This window comes from Mesorhizobium sp. M0778, assembly GCF_040320105.1.
In the GTDB taxonomy this organism is placed as follows: domain Bacteria; phylum Pseudomonadota; class Alphaproteobacteria; order Rhizobiales; family Rhizobiaceae; genus Mesorhizobium.
In genome coordinates, this window is sequence record NZ_JAMYPA010000004.1 from 164,250 (window position 1) to 180,793 (window position 16,544).

Consider the following 16,544-nt stretch of genomic DNA (forward strand, 5'->3'; position numbering starts at 1 on the left):
ATGAATTTCGATCCACGTTACTCCGGACGCAATTTCACCTCTGTCGGCACGCGCCCCATCCGTCCCGACGGCGTCGACAAGGTGACGGGCCGCGCACGCTATGGCGCCGACTTCAACATGGCCGGGCAACTAGTCGGGCGCGTTCTCAGAAGCCCCCATGCGCATGCCACGATCAGGAAGATCGACACGTCGAAGGCGGAGAAGCTCGCCGGCGTCAAGGCGGTGATCACCGCGGCCGACCTGCCCGACCTCACCGACGGCGATGCCGCCATGTACGACATCCTCGACAACTGCATGGCGCGCAAGAAAGCGCTCTACGACGGCCATGCTGTGGCCGCGGTCGCTGCGGTCGATGCCCGCACGGCGAGGCAGGCACTGAAGCTGATCGAGGTCGACTACGAGGTGCTGCCGCATGTCACCGACGTCGACGAGGCGATGAAGCACTCCTCACCCGTGCTCAACGACGCCATCTTCACCGAGGGCCTTGAGCAAAAGCCCGTCAAGCCTTCCAACGTCACCAAGCGCACCCAGTACGGCCATGGCGACATCCATGAAGGTTTCGGCCAGGCCGATTTCGTCGTCGAACGCTCCTTCAAGACCGAGCAGACGCACCAGGGTTATATCGAGCCGCATGCCTGCGTCGCCAATTTCAGCTCCGACGGCACCGCCGATCTTTGGGTCTGCACGCAAGGGCATTTCGTCTATCGCCAGCACTGCGCCCAGCTGCTTGGCATGGAGGCCTCGAAGCTGCGCGTCACCTCGTCGGAGATCGGCGGTGGTTTCGGCGGCAAGACCCATGTCTGGGCCGAGCCGGTGGCGCTGGCGCTGTCGCGCAAAGCCGGCCGGCCGGTCAAGCTGGTCATGACGCGCGACGAGGTGTTCCGCGCCTCCGGCCCGACTAGCGCCACCTCGATCGACGTCAGGATCGGCGCCCGTAAGGACGGCACGATCACGGCGGCCGAGGCCACGCTGCGCTATTCCTGCGGCCCCTATGCCGGCATGTGGGCTGAGATCGGCGCCATGACCGCCTTTGCCTGCTACAAGCTCGAGAACGTCAGGACGGTCGGCTACGAAGTGCTGGTCAACCGGCCCAAGACGGCGGCCTATCGCGCGCCGTCGGCACCGATGGCGGCGTTTGCGGTGGAAAGCGCGGTCGACGAGCTGGCCAAGGAGATCGGCATGGACCCGGTCGAGTTCCGGATCAGGAACGCGGCGCAGGAAGGCACCAGATCGTCCTACGGCCCGGTATACGGCCCGATCGGCATCGGCCCAACGCTGGAGGCGGCGAAGAGCCATCCGCACATGAAGGCGCCGCTCGGCAAGAACCAGGGCCGCGGCATGGCCTGCGGCTTCTGGTTCAACTTCGGTGGCCAGACCTGCACCGACCTCAACATCGGCATGGACGGTTCGGTCTCGCTTGCCGTCGGAACCGTTGACGTGGGTGGCTCGCGCGCCTCGCTTTCGCTGGTGGCGGCAGAGGAGCTCGGTATCCCCTATGAGCAGGTCAAGGCGGTGGTCGCCGATACCTCCAGCCTCGGCTACAACGATATGACGGACGGCAGCCGCGGCACCTTCTCGTCTTCGATGGCGACGATCTCCGCCGCTCGCAACGCCATCAAGATCCTGCGGGATCGCGCCGCGCAGACGTGGGACATCCCGGTCGACGACGTGGTCTGGGAAAAGGGCCACGCGATCGCTAGGGGCGAGAAGTACGGCAACCTTGCTGCGCTGTCGCTGAAGGAGATCGCGGCCGCTTCCGGAAAGACGGGCGGACCGATCGCCGGCCACAGCGAGCTCGTCGCCGACGGCGCCGGCGTCTCCTTCGCCACCCATATCTGCGATATCGAGGTGGATCCGGAGACCGGCTTCACCAGGGTGCTGCGCTACACCGTCGTTCAGGACGCCGGCAAGGCGGTGCATCCGACCTACGTCGAGGGGCAGTACCAGGGGGGTGCCGCGCAAGGCATCGGCTGGGCGCTCAACGAAGAGTACATCTACGGCAAGGACGGGCGGCTGCAGAACCCTGGCTTCCTGGACTACCGCATCCCGGTCTGCTCGGACCTGCCGATGATCGACACACAGATCCTCGAGATCCCCAACCCTAACCATCCCTACGGGGTGCGCGGCGTCGGCGAGACCTCGATCGTGCCGCCGCTGGCGGCGATCGCCAATGCAGTCTCGAACGCGGTCGGCGTGCGCATGGCGCATATACCGATGTCGCCGCCGCGCATCCTGGCGGCGATCGAGGCGGAACGGGAAGGCTGATGGTTGAAGTAACGCTCTGGGGATCGCTCGGCGCGATCGCCGGAGGCAAGAACAAGGTCAAGATCGAGGCGAAGGATATTCGGGAGCTGTTCAGGAAGCTGGCTGAGCAGTATCCCGGCCTCGAGCCCTACATCGATCGCGGCATCGCCGTCGCTATCGACGGTACGATCTATCGCGACACCTGGTCGAAGGAGCTGCCGGAAGGGGCGGAGATATTCCTGCTGCCGCGTCTTGCCGGGGGATAACTGGACAACCGTGTCCCTACCATCGACGACCAAGACTTGGCCTAGGCTCGAGAAAAACCTTGGCTATCCACGAGAATTCTTGGCCAGTTCAGCCGGCGAGTTTGGCTCCTTTTCGATGACTGCTTCTGTGTCAATCACAGACATAGAGGCGAGCGAGCTACACGTCTGCTTTGAGGCGAAAGCAGCCGCCCGCAGCGTAGAAGTCAAATGGCTTGGATCAGAACCTACCATTTACCAATGTCAGCTTCATGATTCATAGGCACAGTCTTGGGAGTCAGATGCGATGGCGGAGCGCCTCAATGATCACCGCCATCGCAGGCGAGAGCTGTCGCCTGCTCGGGTAGTAGAGGTGATAGCCCGCAAATGGCGGACTCCAGTCGTCAAGCACGAGCCTAAGGCATCCCTTGGCGATGTGGTGGCTGACGAGGTTTTCCGGGACATAGGCGATCCCGAAACCGCTTATCGCAGCCTCGATCATGGGAATGGACGAATTGAAGGTGAGCTGGCCTTCCACGCGCACACGAAGGTCGCGGCCATCCCTGGCGAATTCCCAGGCATATAATCCGCCGAACGTCGCCTGCCGCATATTAATGCAGTCATGATCGACCAGATCCTGCGGTGCGGTCGGAACCGGATGGCGGGAAAAGTACTCCGGCGAAGCCACGGCCACGAGCCTCCAATCCGGCCCGATGCGCACTGCGATCATATCCCTGTCGATGCTCTCACCAAGCCGCACGCCTGCGTCGAAGCGCTCCTCCACAATGTTCTTCATGCCGTTGTCGCTGTAGAGTTCGACGCACACGTCAGGATAGTCGCTGAGCAAGGGCTGCAGCTTCGGCCAGACGGTCGTCTGGAGCGCATGGTCGGAAAGCGTGATACGGACCGTTCCGGAGGGCTTGTCGCGAAAGGCCACCAGGCTTGCGAGGTCCGCTTCGATTTCCTCGAAGCGGGGAACAAGAGATTGGAAAAGTCGCTCGCCGGCCTCGGTCGGTGCGACGCTCCGCGTCGTACGTGTCAGCAGGCGGACGCCGAGACGAGCTTCAAGCTCCTTGATTGTCGAACTCAGGGTCGACTGCGAGGTTCCGAGCTTGGCCGCCGCCTTGGTGAAGCTCCGTTCCCGCGCGACCGCCACGAACCATAGCAGATCCTTCATGCCATCGCGCTGCATAGGGTACCTCCCGTCGGATATTTATATCATGAGCAGATAAGTCCATGCGAATTACTTAGTCTAATAGAATGGGTTCCTCTGCAATATCTTCTGGCATCGCGACGGCGTTGGCGGCTGATCCGCCCGGTCGCCCTGCAAGGATGCTAATTATGGAAACGACGTACGACACAAGGCTTGTCGGTGACCGCGCCGCATGGGGCGCGGTTTTGGCGATGGCGCTGTGTGTTTTCGTGCTCATCGCGTCGGAATTCATGCCGGTCAGCCTGCTGTCGCCGCTAGCGGCCGATCTCGGCATCACCGAGGGCCGCGCGGGACAGGCGATCTCGATTTCGGGCGTTTTCGCCGTCGTGACCAGCCTGCTGGTCGCCGGCCTCACGCGCCATATCGACCGCCGACTGGTCGTGACCGGCTTCACCCTCCTCCTCATCGTGTCCGGTTTGGCTGTCACCTTCGCGCCGAACTACGCGTTCCTCATGGTCGGCCGGGCGCTGCTCGGCATCGCGATCGGCGGGTTCTGGTCGATGTCGACCGCGATCGTCATGCGCTTCGTGCCGCAAGACATGGTTCCGAAGGGTCTCGCCATGCTGAACGCCGGCAATGCCATTGCGGCCACCATCGCCGCGCCGCTGGGCAGTTTTCTTGGCGCCTATGTCGGCTGGCGCGGCGCTTTCTTCCTCGTCGTGCCGTTTGGGCTTCTGGCGCTGGCCTGGCAGTGGACAAGCCTGCCGGCGCTGCCCCCGCGCCGGGGGAAGCGTTCAGGCAATCCACTGGCGCTCCTCGGCCGTCTTCCCGTCGCCATCGGCATGGCGTCGATCATGATGCTGTTCATGGGCCAGTTCGCGCTCTTCACCTATCTGCGGCCCTTCCTCGAGGGCGTCACCCGGCTCGACATCGCTGCTCTCTCGGCGATCCTGCTGGCGATGGGGCTGGCGGGGGTGCTCGGCACATGGTGCGTCGGCCGGCTTTTGTCCACGCGTCTGTTCAGCATCCTCATCGTCATCCCGCTGGTCATGGCGGCCTTGGCCGCTGCGCTCATCGCCCTTGGTGCCCTCCCCGTTCCCACAGCGCTGCTGCTCGTTGCCTGGGGCTTCTTCGGCACGGCCGCGCCCGTTGGCTGGGGCACGTGGCTCAGCCGGACGTTGCCGAACGACTTAGAGGCCGGCGGCGGGCTGCAGGTGGCAGTCATCCAGCTCGCCATCACCGGCGGCGCCGCGATCGGCGGCACGCTCTTCGATACGGTCGGCTGGTGGGGAGCGTTCACTCTAGGTGCAGTGCTGCTCTGCGGATCGGCGCTCGCCGCCCTTGCCGCATCGCATATGGCCCGGAGATCTTTGCCATGATCATCGAGCGTGCGCCGCTTAACCGCCGGACATTGCTCGGCGCCGCGCTCGCGGTGGCGGCCCTGCCTCGAGCAGCCGCCAGCCAAGAAGGCGAAGCCCCAGTCAGCCATGAGTCAACCAACATGAAGATCAGGATGATTTTCAACGGCCGCATCATGACCGCCACGCTCTACGACAATCCGTCGGCGCGCGATTTCTTTTCCATGCTGCCGCTCGATCTCAAGATCGAGGACTACGCGCATAACGAGAAGATCGCCTATCTGCCGCGCAAGCTGACAGAGAAGGGAAGTGGTCCGTTCGCCAACGAGCAGCCCTACGACCTCTGCTATTTCACGTCCTGGGGTAACCTGGCCATGTTCTACGCCGACTATCGCCATCCCGGGCTGATCAGGCTCGGCCGCTTCGACGAGGGCGAGCAGGCCCTGCACATTCGCGGCGAGTTCCCGCTTCGCATCGAACGCACTTGAGGACACAAAGGAGATCACCATGGACATTCTTCGCGCTGGCACGAGGCCTTCCGGCAAGGGACCACCTGACTGGTTCACCGGAACGGTGCGGATCGATCCGCTCTTCAATCCCTTCGATGCCGGGCGGGTTCAAGGCGCACAGGTGACCTTCGAGCCCGGCGCCCGCACCGCTTGGCACACGCATCCGCTCGGCCAGACGCTGATCGTCGTCTCGGGCCTGGGCCGCGTGCAGCGCGAGGCTGGCCCGGTCGAGGAAATCCGTGCCGGCGACGTCGTCTGGTTCGCGCCCGGCGAAAAGCACTGGCACGGCGCGTCGGCTCAGATTGCCATGACCCACATTGCTCTCCAGGAGGTCAAGGACGGCAAGGTCGTGGACTGGCTGGAACATGTCAGCGACGCCGACTACCGCGCTTGATCTTCTCCACTCGAAAGGAACCAAAATGCTCGCAACCGTTCTTCACAAACCGGGCGACATCCGCTGCGAGGAGATCGCTGATCCGAAAATCATGCGGCCGACGGACGCCATCATCAAGCTCTCGGCAAGCTGCATCTGCGGCTCGGATCTGTGGCCCTATCGCGGGCTGCAGCGGGTCGACGGCCCGATGCATATGGGCCACGAATATTGTGGCATCGTCGTCGAGGTCGGCGCAGAGGTGCGCACGGTGCGCCCCGGCCAGTTCGTCGTCGGCTCGTTCTGCCTCTCCGACAATACCTGCCCGCATTGCCGCTTCGGCTTCCAGTCGTCCTGTGTGCAGCGCGAGTTCATGTCGGGCGCGCAGGCGCCTTACGCCCGCGTGCCGTTGGCGGATGGCACACTGGTCGCCACCGCCGAGGTGCCGCCGGCCGAACTCATCCCTGACCTGCTGGCTGTGTCCGATGTGCTCGGCACCGGCTGGTATGCGGCCGACGCAGCCGAGGTCCGAGAAGGATCGACGGTGGTGGTGGTCGGCGACGGTGCGGTCGGCCTGATGGGCGTGCTTGCGGCCAAGGAGATGGGCGCCGAGCGCATCATCGCCATGAGCCGGCACGCCAGCCGCCAAAAACTCGCCCGCGAGTTCGGCGCGACCGACATCGTCGCCGAGCGCGGCGAGGAAGGTGTGGCCCGGATCAAAGAGCTCACCAAGGACGTCGGCGCGGACTCGGTGCTGGAATGCGTCGGCACGGCGGAATCCTTCGACCAGGCGCTGGCCTGCTCTCGCCCCGGCGGCACCATCGGCTATGTCGGCGTGCCGCACGGCGTGAACTTCGACGGCCAAAAACTGTTCTTCGGCCAGAAGCGCATGCTGGGCGGCCCGGCGCCGGTGCGCCGCTTCCTGCCCGACCTTATGGGCCGTGTGCTGCAAGGTCGGATCAAGCCCGGCAAGGTCTTCGACCTCAAGCTGCCGTTGGCCGAGGTCGCTGAAGGCTACCGCGCCATGGACGAGCGGCGCGCCATCAAGGTCATGCTTTCGGTGTGAGCGAAGATTGGGCGGACGGCCTGTCCGCACCCACAAATCAGAAAAGGAACAACGACATATGACGATGAGATTGAAGATTGCCGCCCTTGCGCTTTCGGTCGCCACGCCGGCTTTCTCGCAAGAGTCGCCGATCATCGGCGCATGGCGCATGAGGTCGCTCGAGGCCGGTGCCGAGGGAAGCCTCAAGCCCGTGCCATATTCCGGCCAGGTCATCTTCACCGAGGCCGGCACCCTGTCGGTGCAGGCGCAGAACCCCGACGCCAAGGCACCGGACACGCCTTACACAGAGAATGGCTACGAAGCCTATTACGGGCCGGTCGCTATCGACGACCAGGACAAGACCTTCGTCATCACGATCGAGTCCTCCCTGGTCCGCAACCTTGTCGGGAAGAGCATGAAACGCAAATTCGAAGTCTCGGACAACAAACTGGTCCTGACGCCGGACAATCCGGCCGAAGGCTGGCGCGTGACCTACGAACGTTACTGATCGGAACAGCCCGACTGTCAAAGTTTTATCGGTGGCCACAATGGCGCGGACTTCAGACCGAAATGGCGCGATAGCGGAACTGGTGCCAATCATGGCGGCTGTCTTCGCCGGCTTCCTCCTGATCGGCTTGGCGCTACCCGTCCTGCCGCTGCATCTTCACCAGCAGCTCGGCTTCGGCCCCTTCGCGGTCGGGCTGGTCACTGGCAGCCAGTTCGTCGCCTCGATGCTGTCGCGCATTGGGGCTGGAAACTATGCCGATGGGCGCGGCGGCAAGAGGGCCGTCGTCGTCGGCCTCATTGCCGCTGCCGTGGCGGGGCTATTTTACCTCGGCTCACTGACATTGCTCGACCGGCCGGTGGCGTCCGCATCGGCGCTGTTCGCCGGCCGGGCGGTACTGGGCGCGTCTGAGAGCTTCATCATCACCGGTGGCGTCGCCTGGGGCCTCTCCCTTGCGGGCGGACAGAACTCCGGAAAGGTCATAGCCTGGGTGGGCACGGCGATGTTCGCAGCACTCGCGCTAGGCGCGCCGATCGGATCTGCGCTTTATGCGGCGAGCGGCTTCACCGCGATCGCACTGGCGACGATCGTCCTGCCACTTGCAACGCTGCTTGCCATCCTGCCGATGCGCGGCGCCAGCGCCGCCGCGAGCAGCGTGCCGCAGTCATGGAGGAGCGTGGCGCAAGCGGTCTGGCTTCCCGGAGTGGGAGCAGCTTTCAGCAGTCTCGGCTATGGTGCGATTCTGGCCTTCGGCGCGCTGCTCTTTGCCGAGCGGGGCTGGCAGCCGGTCTGGCTTCCCTTCACGGCCTATGCCGCGTCGCTGATCGTGGCAAGGCTATGCTTCGGCCACCTGCCTGACAGGTTAGGGGGCGCACGGGTCGCCATGATCTTCGTGGCTGTCGAGGCTGCAGGGCTGATGCTGATCTGGCTTGCGCCCGGGCCCGTTCTAGCCGCCATCGGAGCGGGCCTGACTGGCCTTGGCTACTCGCTGGTCTATCCCGGCCTCGGTGCCGAGGCCGTGAGCCGTCTTCCGCCACGCAGCCGCGGCCTGGCCATGGGACTCTACACCGTCTTCCTCGACGTGGCGCTCGGCTTCGGCAGTCCGGCGCTCGGCTTGGTCGCCGCATCGGCCGGGCTGCAATTCGTCTTCTTCGCCGTCGCGATGGCGACGCTTCCGGCGTTGGGCATCGCTCTGCTGCTGGGTCGCCGTAACGCTCCACTATAGAGCCGGATAGTCTGGGCTCGAGATGTCGCGCAACTACGATCGCTCCCGCTTCGCGGGAAGCTGAGGCATCAGCCGAACCTGCTTTTGGTGGCGATAGAGGCCGATCAGGTCGTCGGATCGATCATGGCCGGGTATGACGGCCATCGAGGGTAGATATCGCGCATCGCTACCCTGCAGTCCCATCGCCAAAAAGGGATCGGCGAGGCCCTCATCCATGAGGCCGAAAGGCGGCTCGCCGGCCTTGGTTGCATAAAGATCAACCTCCAAATTGTCGCTTCCAATTCGACGGTTCTTGGGTTCTACCGAAAGTGCGGATACGAGGTCGAGGAGCGCATAAGCATGAGCAAACTGTTACCGAAAGCTTGAGGTACTCCGCCGATTAACTCCTCGTCGCGGCTCGACGGCTCAGGTCCATTGGAATCTTGCTGCCGGTGATTATTGTGGCAGGCGAATCTCTCCGGGTGAATCGCGCTGCGGGACACGGCCGAAGCCGGGCGAAGTCCAGCCAGCCGGAGGGGCACACAACGCCCTACATATGGTCCAATTACTGGTGCAGTGAGAACATGCATGCAGATCGCATCCAAGCCACGCGTCCGCCTGGCAAGCCGTCAGGAACTGGATGGAATCGGGTTGCTCATCTCCGACGCCTTCGCATCGTTACGGCCCGTTCTGGCGCCACACATCTTCGAGCCCTACGTGGACGATGCGCGGGATGTCGCGGGGCGATGGGCGAAGGCTAGCGTCGCGGTGCTCGAAGCCGAGGGACGGCTCGTCGGGACGGTCACCTACTACGCCGATGCCGCCTTTGACCGCATGGGCTGGCCGCCCGGGCTGGCAGGCCTCAGGACCCTCGCGGTCGCTCCCTCGGCACAGGGCCGCGGATACGGCCGCGCGCTTTGCGAATGGTGCGTCATGCAAGCGCGTCGGCAAGGCTCAGGCGGCCTTGCGCTTCACACTGCCTCGTTCATGCCGTCTGCATGCAAGCTGTACGAGAGCCTTGGCTTCGAGAGACGCCCTGCTCACGACCTTTTCGCATCCGACATTATTGGCTTTGATCCAGCTCTCGGCGATCAGCAGATCATCGCCTACCTGCTGCCGCTCAAGCAGGTCGAGAGCAGCCACGATCGATAATGTTTGACCGCCGTTTGAACGGACGGGGGTATCATCTCGCTTCCGGACGCTGTCCTCAGCTTCCGCCGTTTGTCTCGATGCGAGCAGATCCTAGTCTTTCGTATAGTCAGGCCCAAAACGGGTCGGCAGGTTGTCGGCGAGTTTCAACCAAGGGAGCTTCTCCTCAAAGGCGACATGCAGCGTAGGTGCAAATTTTTCTGGCTCCTCCATCGCTGCCGCACAAAAATGCATGACATCAGACATGTTCTTTGAGCGGAAGGACAGCGGCGTGCCACAGTGATCGCAAAATGTTCTTTCCACACCGGGAGAAGAGTTGAATACCTTCGGTAGCTTGCTCAGCCATCGCCATTGGCCGTTCAAGACGCCAATATAGGAGGTCATCGGCGCAGAACATTGCCGCCGACAACTTTCACAATGACAGACCACGCAGGCCCGTGCCGGGCCATCGACTTCAAAAGCAATAGCGCCACATAAGCAATGACCACGCATGCAAATTCTCCTTGAGTCAACAAGGACAGCTTCATGCCTGGGCGTGAGGGAGGCGCCATGAAATGCGTCGAGCTGGCGCCCAATTCCGACATTCGGCGCCAGCGATTGTCCTAGCGTGCGCTAGGCGTTCCTTCACTACCGCCTTTGCGGCATATTGAAAGTTCGTAAAGTTTCTTCGCCGGGCCGCTGAATTCACGGCCTAGCAGGTCTATCGCAACCCGAACACTACAGTGGAATTGCGGTCACTTCTTTGGCCGTTCGGATCACGAACATCGTTTGGTATCGCGCGACGTTGCTTCGGTCTCGGAACAGTCGCTCGCATAGCGCATCGAACTCTTCCATATCCGTCAGGCGGAGCATAAGGACGGCGTCGGTTTCGCCGCTTACGCTGTAGGCCTGAGTGACGGCCGGTTCCTGAGCGGCCAACTCGAGAAAGTCCCGCATATACTGCTCGCCATGACGCTCCAGTTCGACGGTGACGATCGCTTTCAAGCCCCGGCCAGCCTTTGCAGGTGCGAGAAGCGCGACAACGCGGCTGATGACGCCGCTTTTCTTCAGTCGTCGTATGCGGCGCAGGCAGCTCGAAGGGGAAAGCCCGACTAACCCCGCCAGTTTGGCGTTCGTTCGTGAGGCATCATCCTGGAGCAGGTTGAGAAGCCTTCTGTCGATCTTGTCCATCTCGGTCGCGCTCATCGTCGGTGTATTGCAATTTTATTGCACGAAATCGCAAACTTTGACCACAAATGCGAAGCGTCTCAGGTTACGCAGATGGCTCCAGGGATGATGGAGCAGCATGATGGCAATTTGCGCCGCCTTCAATCGCAAGACATTGGAAACGCTTGAAATCTATTGGGAACTGGTTCGCGTGATCGTTCCGGTTGCGATAGCCACGCGGCTCCTGCAGGACCTTGGCGTCATCCAGGCGATTTCTCCGTTCTTCTCCCCGCTCATGTTGCAGGTGGGGTTGCCACATGAACTCGCCTTTGCCTGGCTGACGGGATTGCTGGTCGGGATCTGGGGCGCGCTTGTGATCGTATTCACCTTGGTCCCGGTTTCGGCGCTCAGCACTGCCGAGATGACGGTTCTTTCGGCTCTCTTGCTGTTTGCACATGCCATTCCGATCGAGCAACGCATCATTCAGAGGGCCGGGCCGAGCTTCCTGGTCACCGCGGCGCTTCGTATTGGCGGGGGTTTGGTCTTTGCTATCCTTCTGCATCAGATATTCGCCATGACCGGATGGCTGTCAGGACCGGTGGCGCCGGCGTGGATGCCGACGAATGAAAGCACCGACTGGGGCGGCTTTCTCCTGGGCACAGTCAAAACCCTGGGCATCATGCTCATCGTTTTGCTTGCGCTAAGCTGGGTTATCGAGCTTCTCAAGATGGCGGGCATTTTGGAGTGGATGAACAGAGGACTTGCACCGCTCTTTCGGCTCGCCGGCATCGAAAAGCAGACGGTACCTTTCGCCGCTGTCGGCCTGTTTCTCGGGATTTCCTATGGCGCAGGACTGCTGATCCGCGAGGCGCGCACGCCTAGCGCGGAGCCGCGTCAGATATTCCTCGCCTGCGTGTTCATGGGTTTTGCCCATAGCCTCATTGAGGACACGTTGGTCGTCGTCGCTCTTGGCACCGATGTCACGAGCGTGCTTCTCGGTCGCCTGGCGTTTGCCGTGCTCGCGACCGCCGTGATCGCAAAAATAATCAAGGCGGTTCCCGACGCTCTTTTCTTCAAGACACTCTTCCACAAGGAAGAAGGCAGTTCGCGCAATCGGATTTCTGAGCCGGCGATTAGCGGACCGTTGACGTGAGCCGTCCTTACGCAGCAGCCGACATGTGTGTCGCATCACTATCGCGAGAGGACGCGAATCCGGCTCTGGAACTCACCACGATCGACATAGCATCCGCGCAGATGTCGCCGCCCCGTGTTCGGGTTGAACGATTGGCGGCCATGCAACACCCGGCGATTGTCGAAGACCGCCATTTCGCCGGCCTTCAGGCGGTAGGCTATTTGGAAACGCGGCCCGCGGATCATCATCATCAGCTTGCGATAAGCCGCATAAAAGGGCGCGCATAGGTCGGAGGGAAGGTCGATGACATCGACAAGATGGGCGTTGAACCGCAACTCCGTCACTTCCCCGTCGCGTTGCGTTACAATCACAGGAAACCGACCGCGCAGATCGTAGTTTTCATCGTGAAAACGATAGGGGATCTCGATCTCGCACAATAGGCGGTAGGCTTCCGGATCTTCCGCCTGTAGCGCGGCGACGACCGCAAACCCGTCGGCAAAGATCGATCCACCGCCCTCAGCGTCATTGGCGATACAATGCAGGAACTGGTAGCCGGGCGGCACCTCCTGGTTCGCGAGATCGGTGTGTAGCGGCAAGGCGACCGGCGTATAGGCCAGATTGTTCGGGTTCGGCATCGACACGACTTCGAACATCGTGCCGAAATTTGTCTGGCGCAGGAAACCAATCCGCTCGGCCGCACGCCGCCCCGCATCGGGATCATCGTCAAGCCCATCGACGATGGAGAGCCCGTATGCAGCCGTTGCCTTCAGCCAGGCGAGCAGATCGGCATCGCTTTGCAAGATGTCCCCGGCGGCGTGACGCGGCATGGTTTCAAGATTGATTGAGGCGTCCCAGAGTTTCGGAGCGATGTCGGCCGGATCGTCCCGCTTTCTGCCGGGACGGTAGGACTCAAAGAACTGGCTCGGGAATTCCTCCTCAGCCTGGTCGTTCTGCCAGACAATGCCCACAGCGCTGCCCCTGTCCCGCACGCTGATGGGTCTGAGCGAGGGGTCTACGCTGGTCAGGTCGAAAGTTCGTTCTTCGGTCTGCGGGTGAAACGCCGATGGTGCATTGTCCTTTAGCCAAAGCCAGGGGTAGCAGACTGTTTCGCCCGACACGAAAGTCACGGCAAGCGCGGTCTCCCGGGCTTCCACGGAAAGCAGGGTATTCATGATGATGTCTCTCTGAACACAGAATTTGATTTTCAGCTTGGATCAGGCCCGCAGGCCGTCAACCCAACGGTGGTGGCCACCACAAGCTCGGCTTCCCATAGCGATGGGATCCGGGATTTCTGTTCGGTTCTTCGAGCACGCCATCTCCAGGCGGAATCTGGCTCCAGATGAAATCTGGTTCAAAGCCACCGCGATGGTAGCGGTCATTCGCCGGCGGTGTCCAGCTAAATGCAGCGGGATCGCCATCCCCTCTCGGCTACCCCTCGCCCGACAGATCGCGCCGCGCCTTGTCGAGTTCCTCGGCATAGCGGCGCATCAGGTGGCCTTCGGTCAGCAAACCGACCACCTTGCGGTCGGTGAAATCCTCGACCACTGCCAATTCCTCGGCGCCGGCGCGCTGGAAGGTCTCGGCCGCCGACTGCACGTTCATGCTCGGCACCAGCACCGCATCCCTAAATTTGGCGAAGGACAGCACCGGCATCTCGTCATCCGACAAATGGCTGTGCAATTCGGCGACGATCAGCACGCCGACATAGTGCAGTTCGGCATCCACCGCGATGACGCGCTGCGAGGCACCGAGCGGCACCTGCTTGCGGAATGTTGCAAGCGTCGTTGAGGCGTCGATGGTGCGGACATCCTTGCGCATCATCGAGCCGACCGTCAGGCTGCGCATCCAGCCTACATCATGGGCGCTGCGGATGGTTTCGCCGCGCAGGTGAAAGCGCCATGTCGAGAAGGAATAGCCAAACGTTTCTCGCACCAGGATCGCCGCCATGAGCGAGGCGGCCAGCACCACGCCGGTCAGCGTCAGGTCGCGGGTCGATTCCAGCGCCAGGAAGGTCATCGTCAACGGGCCACCGACGACGCCGACGGCGAGCGAGGTCATGCCGACGACGGCGGCGACGGCGGGGTCGATGCCGGTCGCCGGCGAGACGAACGCCATCGCGCCGGCGAACATCTTGCCGAGCAGGGCACCGAGGAACAAAGAGGCAAAGAACAGCCCGCCGCGGAAGCCGGAGCCGAGCGAGATCGCCGACGCCGACAGCTTCAGCACGAAGACGCTGGCCACCACGGCCAGCCCGTAATTCATCGCGAATTCGCGGTGCAGCGCGCCATGGCCGCTGGACAGGACCTGCGGCGTGATCAGCCCCAGCAGCCCGACCATCACGCCGCCGATGGCTGGGCGCAACGAGGCGTCGATCGACAGCCGCGCAAAGATGCGCTCGATCAGGCTCACCAGATGCATGATGGCGATCGAAGCACCGCCACCCAAAAGCCCGAGCAGCATGAACGGCAAATACTGGCTGACGGTGAGTGCCGGCAGACCCGCGAGCTCCAGCGGAAACGGCACGCCGCCGAACATTTCGGCGGTCAGCGAGGCCGAGATCGCGGCGGCCATCACCGGCGCGACATTGGCGACCGAATAGATGCCGATGACCAGCTCGAAACCGTAGAAGGCGCCGGTCAGCGGCGCATCGAAGGCGGCGGCGATCGCGCCGGCCGCACCGCAGCCGACGAGGATGCGGACATCGTTGCGGCGCAGCCTGAACAAGCGCGCCAGCCGCGACGCCAGGCCGGAACCCACCTGCGTGTAGCCGGCCTCGAGCCCGACCGAAGCGCCGAAGCCGCTCGAGATCATCGTCTGCCCGGCGATGATGAAAGTGTCGGTCAGCGACATGCGGCCGCCGTAAAGGGCGTTGGCTTCGATCGGATCGACCGGCGTGCGGAACTTCCGCTTTCTCAGCCAGATCACCGTCAGCCCGAGCAGGATGCCGCCGATCGCCGGTATCAGCGCTTGCTCCGGCCTTTGCAGCGAAAACATCGCCGAAAGCCGACCACCGGGCTGAACGCCGAACATAAGCCCATGCAGGACCTGCACCAGTTCGCTCATGCCGGTGACCAGCGCACCCGCTATCACCCCGACCAAAGCCGCCAGAATGACGACGGCGATGCCGCGCGCCTCGAGCAGCGGGATCGATCGGATCAGCACCGCGCGCAGTCGGCGGGCATAGACTTGCGGTTCGTTTCTGGAAAGCACCGGGGCGGCTCGCCGATATCAAAAGGGGAGTGGTGCCTGATACGCCCGGCGGCTTTGCATGGCAACAATGCCGGCCGCCAAGGTGTCATGCCCGCGTGATGCTGCGGCGATAAAGCCCATCTTCAGCTCGGGGAACCGCGTTGACGTAAACGTCAACCCGAAGCTATATGCGCCGACCGTGGCTGTAAAACCAGGCAAGCGGCTTCGGCCGGGTCGAAGCGCCAAGGCGCGACAAACGCAACCAGACGAGGAGAACCGCCATGAGCGTTCAGGAGATTGCCGACAAGATCAGGTCGCGCGTGGCGAGCGCCGGGTTCGATCGCTCCGTGAAATTCGACACCGGCAGCGACGGCGTCATCGTCATCGACGGCGCCGATGTCTCGACCACCGATGCACCGGCAGATTGCACCATACAGCTGTCGCTCGACGATTTGGACTCGCTGATATCAGGCGATCTCAACCCGACCATGGCTTTCATGTCAGGCAAGATAAAGGTCGAAGGCGACATGAGCGTCGCCATGGCGCTCAGCCAGCTGATCGGCTGATCCACTTAAGGCGAAACAAGCCGCCGCACGATGGGCGGGCGGCTTGCTTCGAACCATCAGGCAGCGAGCGACAGCCTCTGCGCCTTCAGCTTGCGCCCGGCCGCCTTCAACGTGCCCTGCGCGCCGTCGAGCGCGCCGACCACCAGTTCCCGCGCCAGCAGGCGGTGCCGCTCGTAAGGCCCCGGCATGGCCAGCGAGCCGGTCTTTGCGGCCGAAAACCCGAAGCGCTCGTAATAGGGCGCGTCGCCGACCAGCAGGATCGCCGCATGGCCAAGCCGCTCGGCCTCAGTCACTGCATGGCGCATCAGCGCCGAGCCGATGCCGGCATTTTTCAGCGCCGGGTCGACCGCAAGCGGGCCGAGCAGCAGCGCTGCCTTGCCGCCCTCGCCCAGCACCACGTCCCACAGCCGCACGGTGCCGGCAACAGCGCCCGACGCATCGCGCGCGACAAAGGCAAGGCCCTCCGAAGGCCGGCGGCCGCGCCGCAGCTTTTCCGACGACTTCGTCCGGCGCTTCGGCCCCATGGCGCGATCGAGCAAAGCCTCGCGCGCACCGATATCGGCAGCGGTTTCGGCAGTGATGACAAAAGCGCCGGCATTCTCCCCCCTCGAGGGGGACATCCCCGCGGCGCCTTCAACAATGAAATCCAAAACGTCCATTTCCGCGATCCTTCACGAGCGGATTGTTCCACAGGCGAGCCCGGGCGGGCGACAGGCGCCCACCTCGGGATGA

At 63.0% G+C, this 16,544-nt stretch carries 19 protein-coding genes; 12 read left to right on the forward strand and 7 right to left on the reverse strand.

Going from position 1 to position 16,544, the window contains the following annotated elements; genetic code table 11:
• Both NKI22_RS08175 and NKI22_RS08180 read left to right on the forward strand, forming a co-directional pair.
• Entirely contained in the window at positions 1–2,265 is a 2,265-nt protein-coding gene (locus NKI22_RS08175) for a xanthine dehydrogenase family protein molybdopterin-binding subunit (RefSeq protein WP_352494729.1), read from the forward strand.
• Positions 2,265–2,510: a MoaD/ThiS family protein gene (locus NKI22_RS08180; RefSeq protein WP_352787873.1), complete on the forward strand. Its 246-nt coding sequence runs from the start codon at positions 2,265–2,267 to the stop codon at positions 2,508–2,510. The genes NKI22_RS08175 and NKI22_RS08180 overlap by 1 nt, the downstream gene beginning before the upstream one ends.
• Before the next feature lie 274 nt (positions 2,511–2,784).
• Here the strand turns inward: NKI22_RS08180 and NKI22_RS08185 are convergent, their stop codons facing one another.
• On the reverse strand, positions 2,785–3,678 hold the full coding sequence (locus tag NKI22_RS08185; protein WP_023720226.1) for a LysR family transcriptional regulator: 894 nt from the start codon (positions 3,676–3,678) through the stop codon (positions 2,785–2,787).
• Between the two features lie 149 nt (positions 3,679–3,827).
• Between NKI22_RS08185 and NKI22_RS08190 the strand changes: the two genes are divergently transcribed.
• The 6 genes from NKI22_RS08190 to NKI22_RS08215 are packed head-to-tail and all read left to right on the forward strand — an operon-like array spanning position 3,828 to position 8,651.
• On the forward strand, positions 3,828–5,018 hold the full coding sequence (locus NKI22_RS08190; protein WP_352938145.1) for an MFS transporter: 1,191 nt from the start codon (positions 3,828–3,830) through the stop codon (positions 5,016–5,018).
• The gene (locus NKI22_RS08195; protein ID WP_023720225.1) at positions 5,015–5,485 is read left to right on the forward strand and encodes a cyclophilin-like fold protein; all 471 of its coding nucleotides are present in this window, start codon (positions 5,015–5,017) and stop codon (positions 5,483–5,485) included. The genes NKI22_RS08190 and NKI22_RS08195 overlap by 4 nt, the downstream gene beginning before the upstream one ends.
• A gap of 19 nt (positions 5,486–5,504) precedes the next feature.
• Positions 5,505–5,900, forward strand: a complete 396-nt coding sequence (locus tag NKI22_RS08200; protein WP_352481974.1) for a (R)-mandelonitrile lyase — start codon at positions 5,505–5,507, stop codon at positions 5,898–5,900.
• Between the two features lie 25 nt (positions 5,901–5,925).
• Positions 5,926–6,942: a zinc-dependent alcohol dehydrogenase family protein gene (locus NKI22_RS08205; protein WP_352494728.1), complete on the forward strand. Its 1,017-nt coding sequence runs from the start codon at positions 5,926–5,928 to the stop codon at positions 6,940–6,942.
• A 58-nt stretch (positions 6,943–7,000) separates the two neighbouring features.
• On the forward strand, positions 7,001–7,429 hold the full coding sequence (locus NKI22_RS08210; RefSeq protein ID WP_352481972.1) for a lipocalin-like domain-containing protein: 429 nt from the start codon (positions 7,001–7,003) through the stop codon (positions 7,427–7,429).
• Positions 7,430–7,469: 40 nt separating this feature from the next.
• Positions 7,470–8,651, forward strand: coding sequence for an arabinose transporter (locus tag NKI22_RS08215; protein ID WP_031194356.1), 1,182 nt, complete (start codon positions 7,470–7,472; stop codon positions 8,649–8,651).
• A gap of 33 nt (positions 8,652–8,684) precedes the next feature.
• Here NKI22_RS08215 and NKI22_RS08220 read toward each other — a convergent pair whose 3' ends face one another.
• The gene (locus NKI22_RS08220) at positions 8,685–8,918 is read right to left on the reverse strand and encodes a hypothetical protein (protein ID WP_352481969.1); all 234 of its coding nucleotides are present in this window, start codon (positions 8,916–8,918) and stop codon (positions 8,685–8,687) included.
• On the opposite strand from NKI22_RS08220, the gene NKI22_RS08225 reads away from it, so the two are divergent.
• Both NKI22_RS08225 and NKI22_RS08230 read left to right on the forward strand, forming a co-directional pair.
• Positions 8,862–9,017, forward strand: a complete 156-nt coding sequence (locus NKI22_RS08225; RefSeq protein WP_352515705.1) for a GNAT family N-acetyltransferase — start codon at positions 8,862–8,864, stop codon at positions 9,015–9,017. The two genes, NKI22_RS08220 and NKI22_RS08225, sit on opposite strands and share 57 nt — an antisense overlap.
• A gap of 201 nt (positions 9,018–9,218) precedes the next feature.
• Positions 9,219–9,782, forward strand: a complete 564-nt coding sequence (locus NKI22_RS08230; RefSeq protein ID WP_352815601.1) for a GNAT family N-acetyltransferase — start codon at positions 9,219–9,221, stop codon at positions 9,780–9,782.
• 90 nt (positions 9,783–9,872) lie between these two features.
• Here the strand turns inward: NKI22_RS08230 and NKI22_RS08235 are convergent, their stop codons facing one another.
• Together NKI22_RS08235 and NKI22_RS08240 are read right to left on the reverse strand one after the other, a co-directional pair.
• A complete protein-coding gene (locus NKI22_RS08235) occupies positions 9,873–10,271 on the reverse strand; it encodes a GFA family protein (RefSeq protein ID WP_352815599.1) in 399 nt (132 codons plus the stop codon).
• 225 nt (positions 10,272–10,496) lie between these two features.
• A complete protein-coding gene (locus NKI22_RS08240; protein WP_023720217.1) occupies positions 10,497–10,949 on the reverse strand; it encodes an Lrp/AsnC family transcriptional regulator in 453 nt (150 codons plus the stop codon).
• A 118-nt stretch (positions 10,950–11,067) separates the two neighbouring features.
• On the opposite strand from NKI22_RS08240, the gene NKI22_RS08245 reads away from it, so the two are divergent.
• On the forward strand, positions 11,068–12,078 hold the full coding sequence (locus tag NKI22_RS08245; protein ID WP_352850977.1) for a nucleoside recognition domain-containing protein: 1,011 nt from the start codon (positions 11,068–11,070) through the stop codon (positions 12,076–12,078).
• Positions 12,079–12,116: 38 nt separating this feature from the next.
• On the opposite strand, the gene NKI22_RS08250 is transcribed toward NKI22_RS08245, so the two are convergent.
• Together NKI22_RS08250 and NKI22_RS08255 are read right to left on the reverse strand one after the other, a co-directional pair.
• On the reverse strand, positions 12,117–13,229 hold the full coding sequence (locus NKI22_RS08250) for a TauD/TfdA family dioxygenase (RefSeq protein ID WP_352850975.1): 1,113 nt from the start codon (positions 13,227–13,229) through the stop codon (positions 12,117–12,119).
• Positions 13,230–13,485: 256 nt separating this feature from the next.
• Positions 13,486–15,267 (reverse strand): chloride channel protein, encoded by a 1,782-nt coding sequence (locus tag NKI22_RS08255; protein ID WP_352494726.1) that lies wholly within the window; start codon positions 15,265–15,267, stop codon positions 13,486–13,488.
• 260 nt (positions 15,268–15,527) lie between these two features.
• Between NKI22_RS08255 and NKI22_RS08260 the strand changes: the two genes are divergently transcribed.
• Entirely contained in the window at positions 15,528–15,812 is a 285-nt protein-coding gene (locus NKI22_RS08260) for an SCP2 sterol-binding domain-containing protein (protein WP_023720213.1), read from the forward strand.
• A 56-nt stretch (positions 15,813–15,868) separates the two neighbouring features.
• Here the strand turns inward: NKI22_RS08260 and NKI22_RS08265 are convergent, their stop codons facing one another.
• Positions 15,869–16,432: a GNAT family N-acetyltransferase gene (locus tag NKI22_RS08265; protein WP_352482094.1), complete on the reverse strand. Its 564-nt coding sequence runs from the start codon at positions 16,430–16,432 to the stop codon at positions 15,869–15,871.
• Positions 16,433–16,544 lie beyond the last annotated feature (112 nt).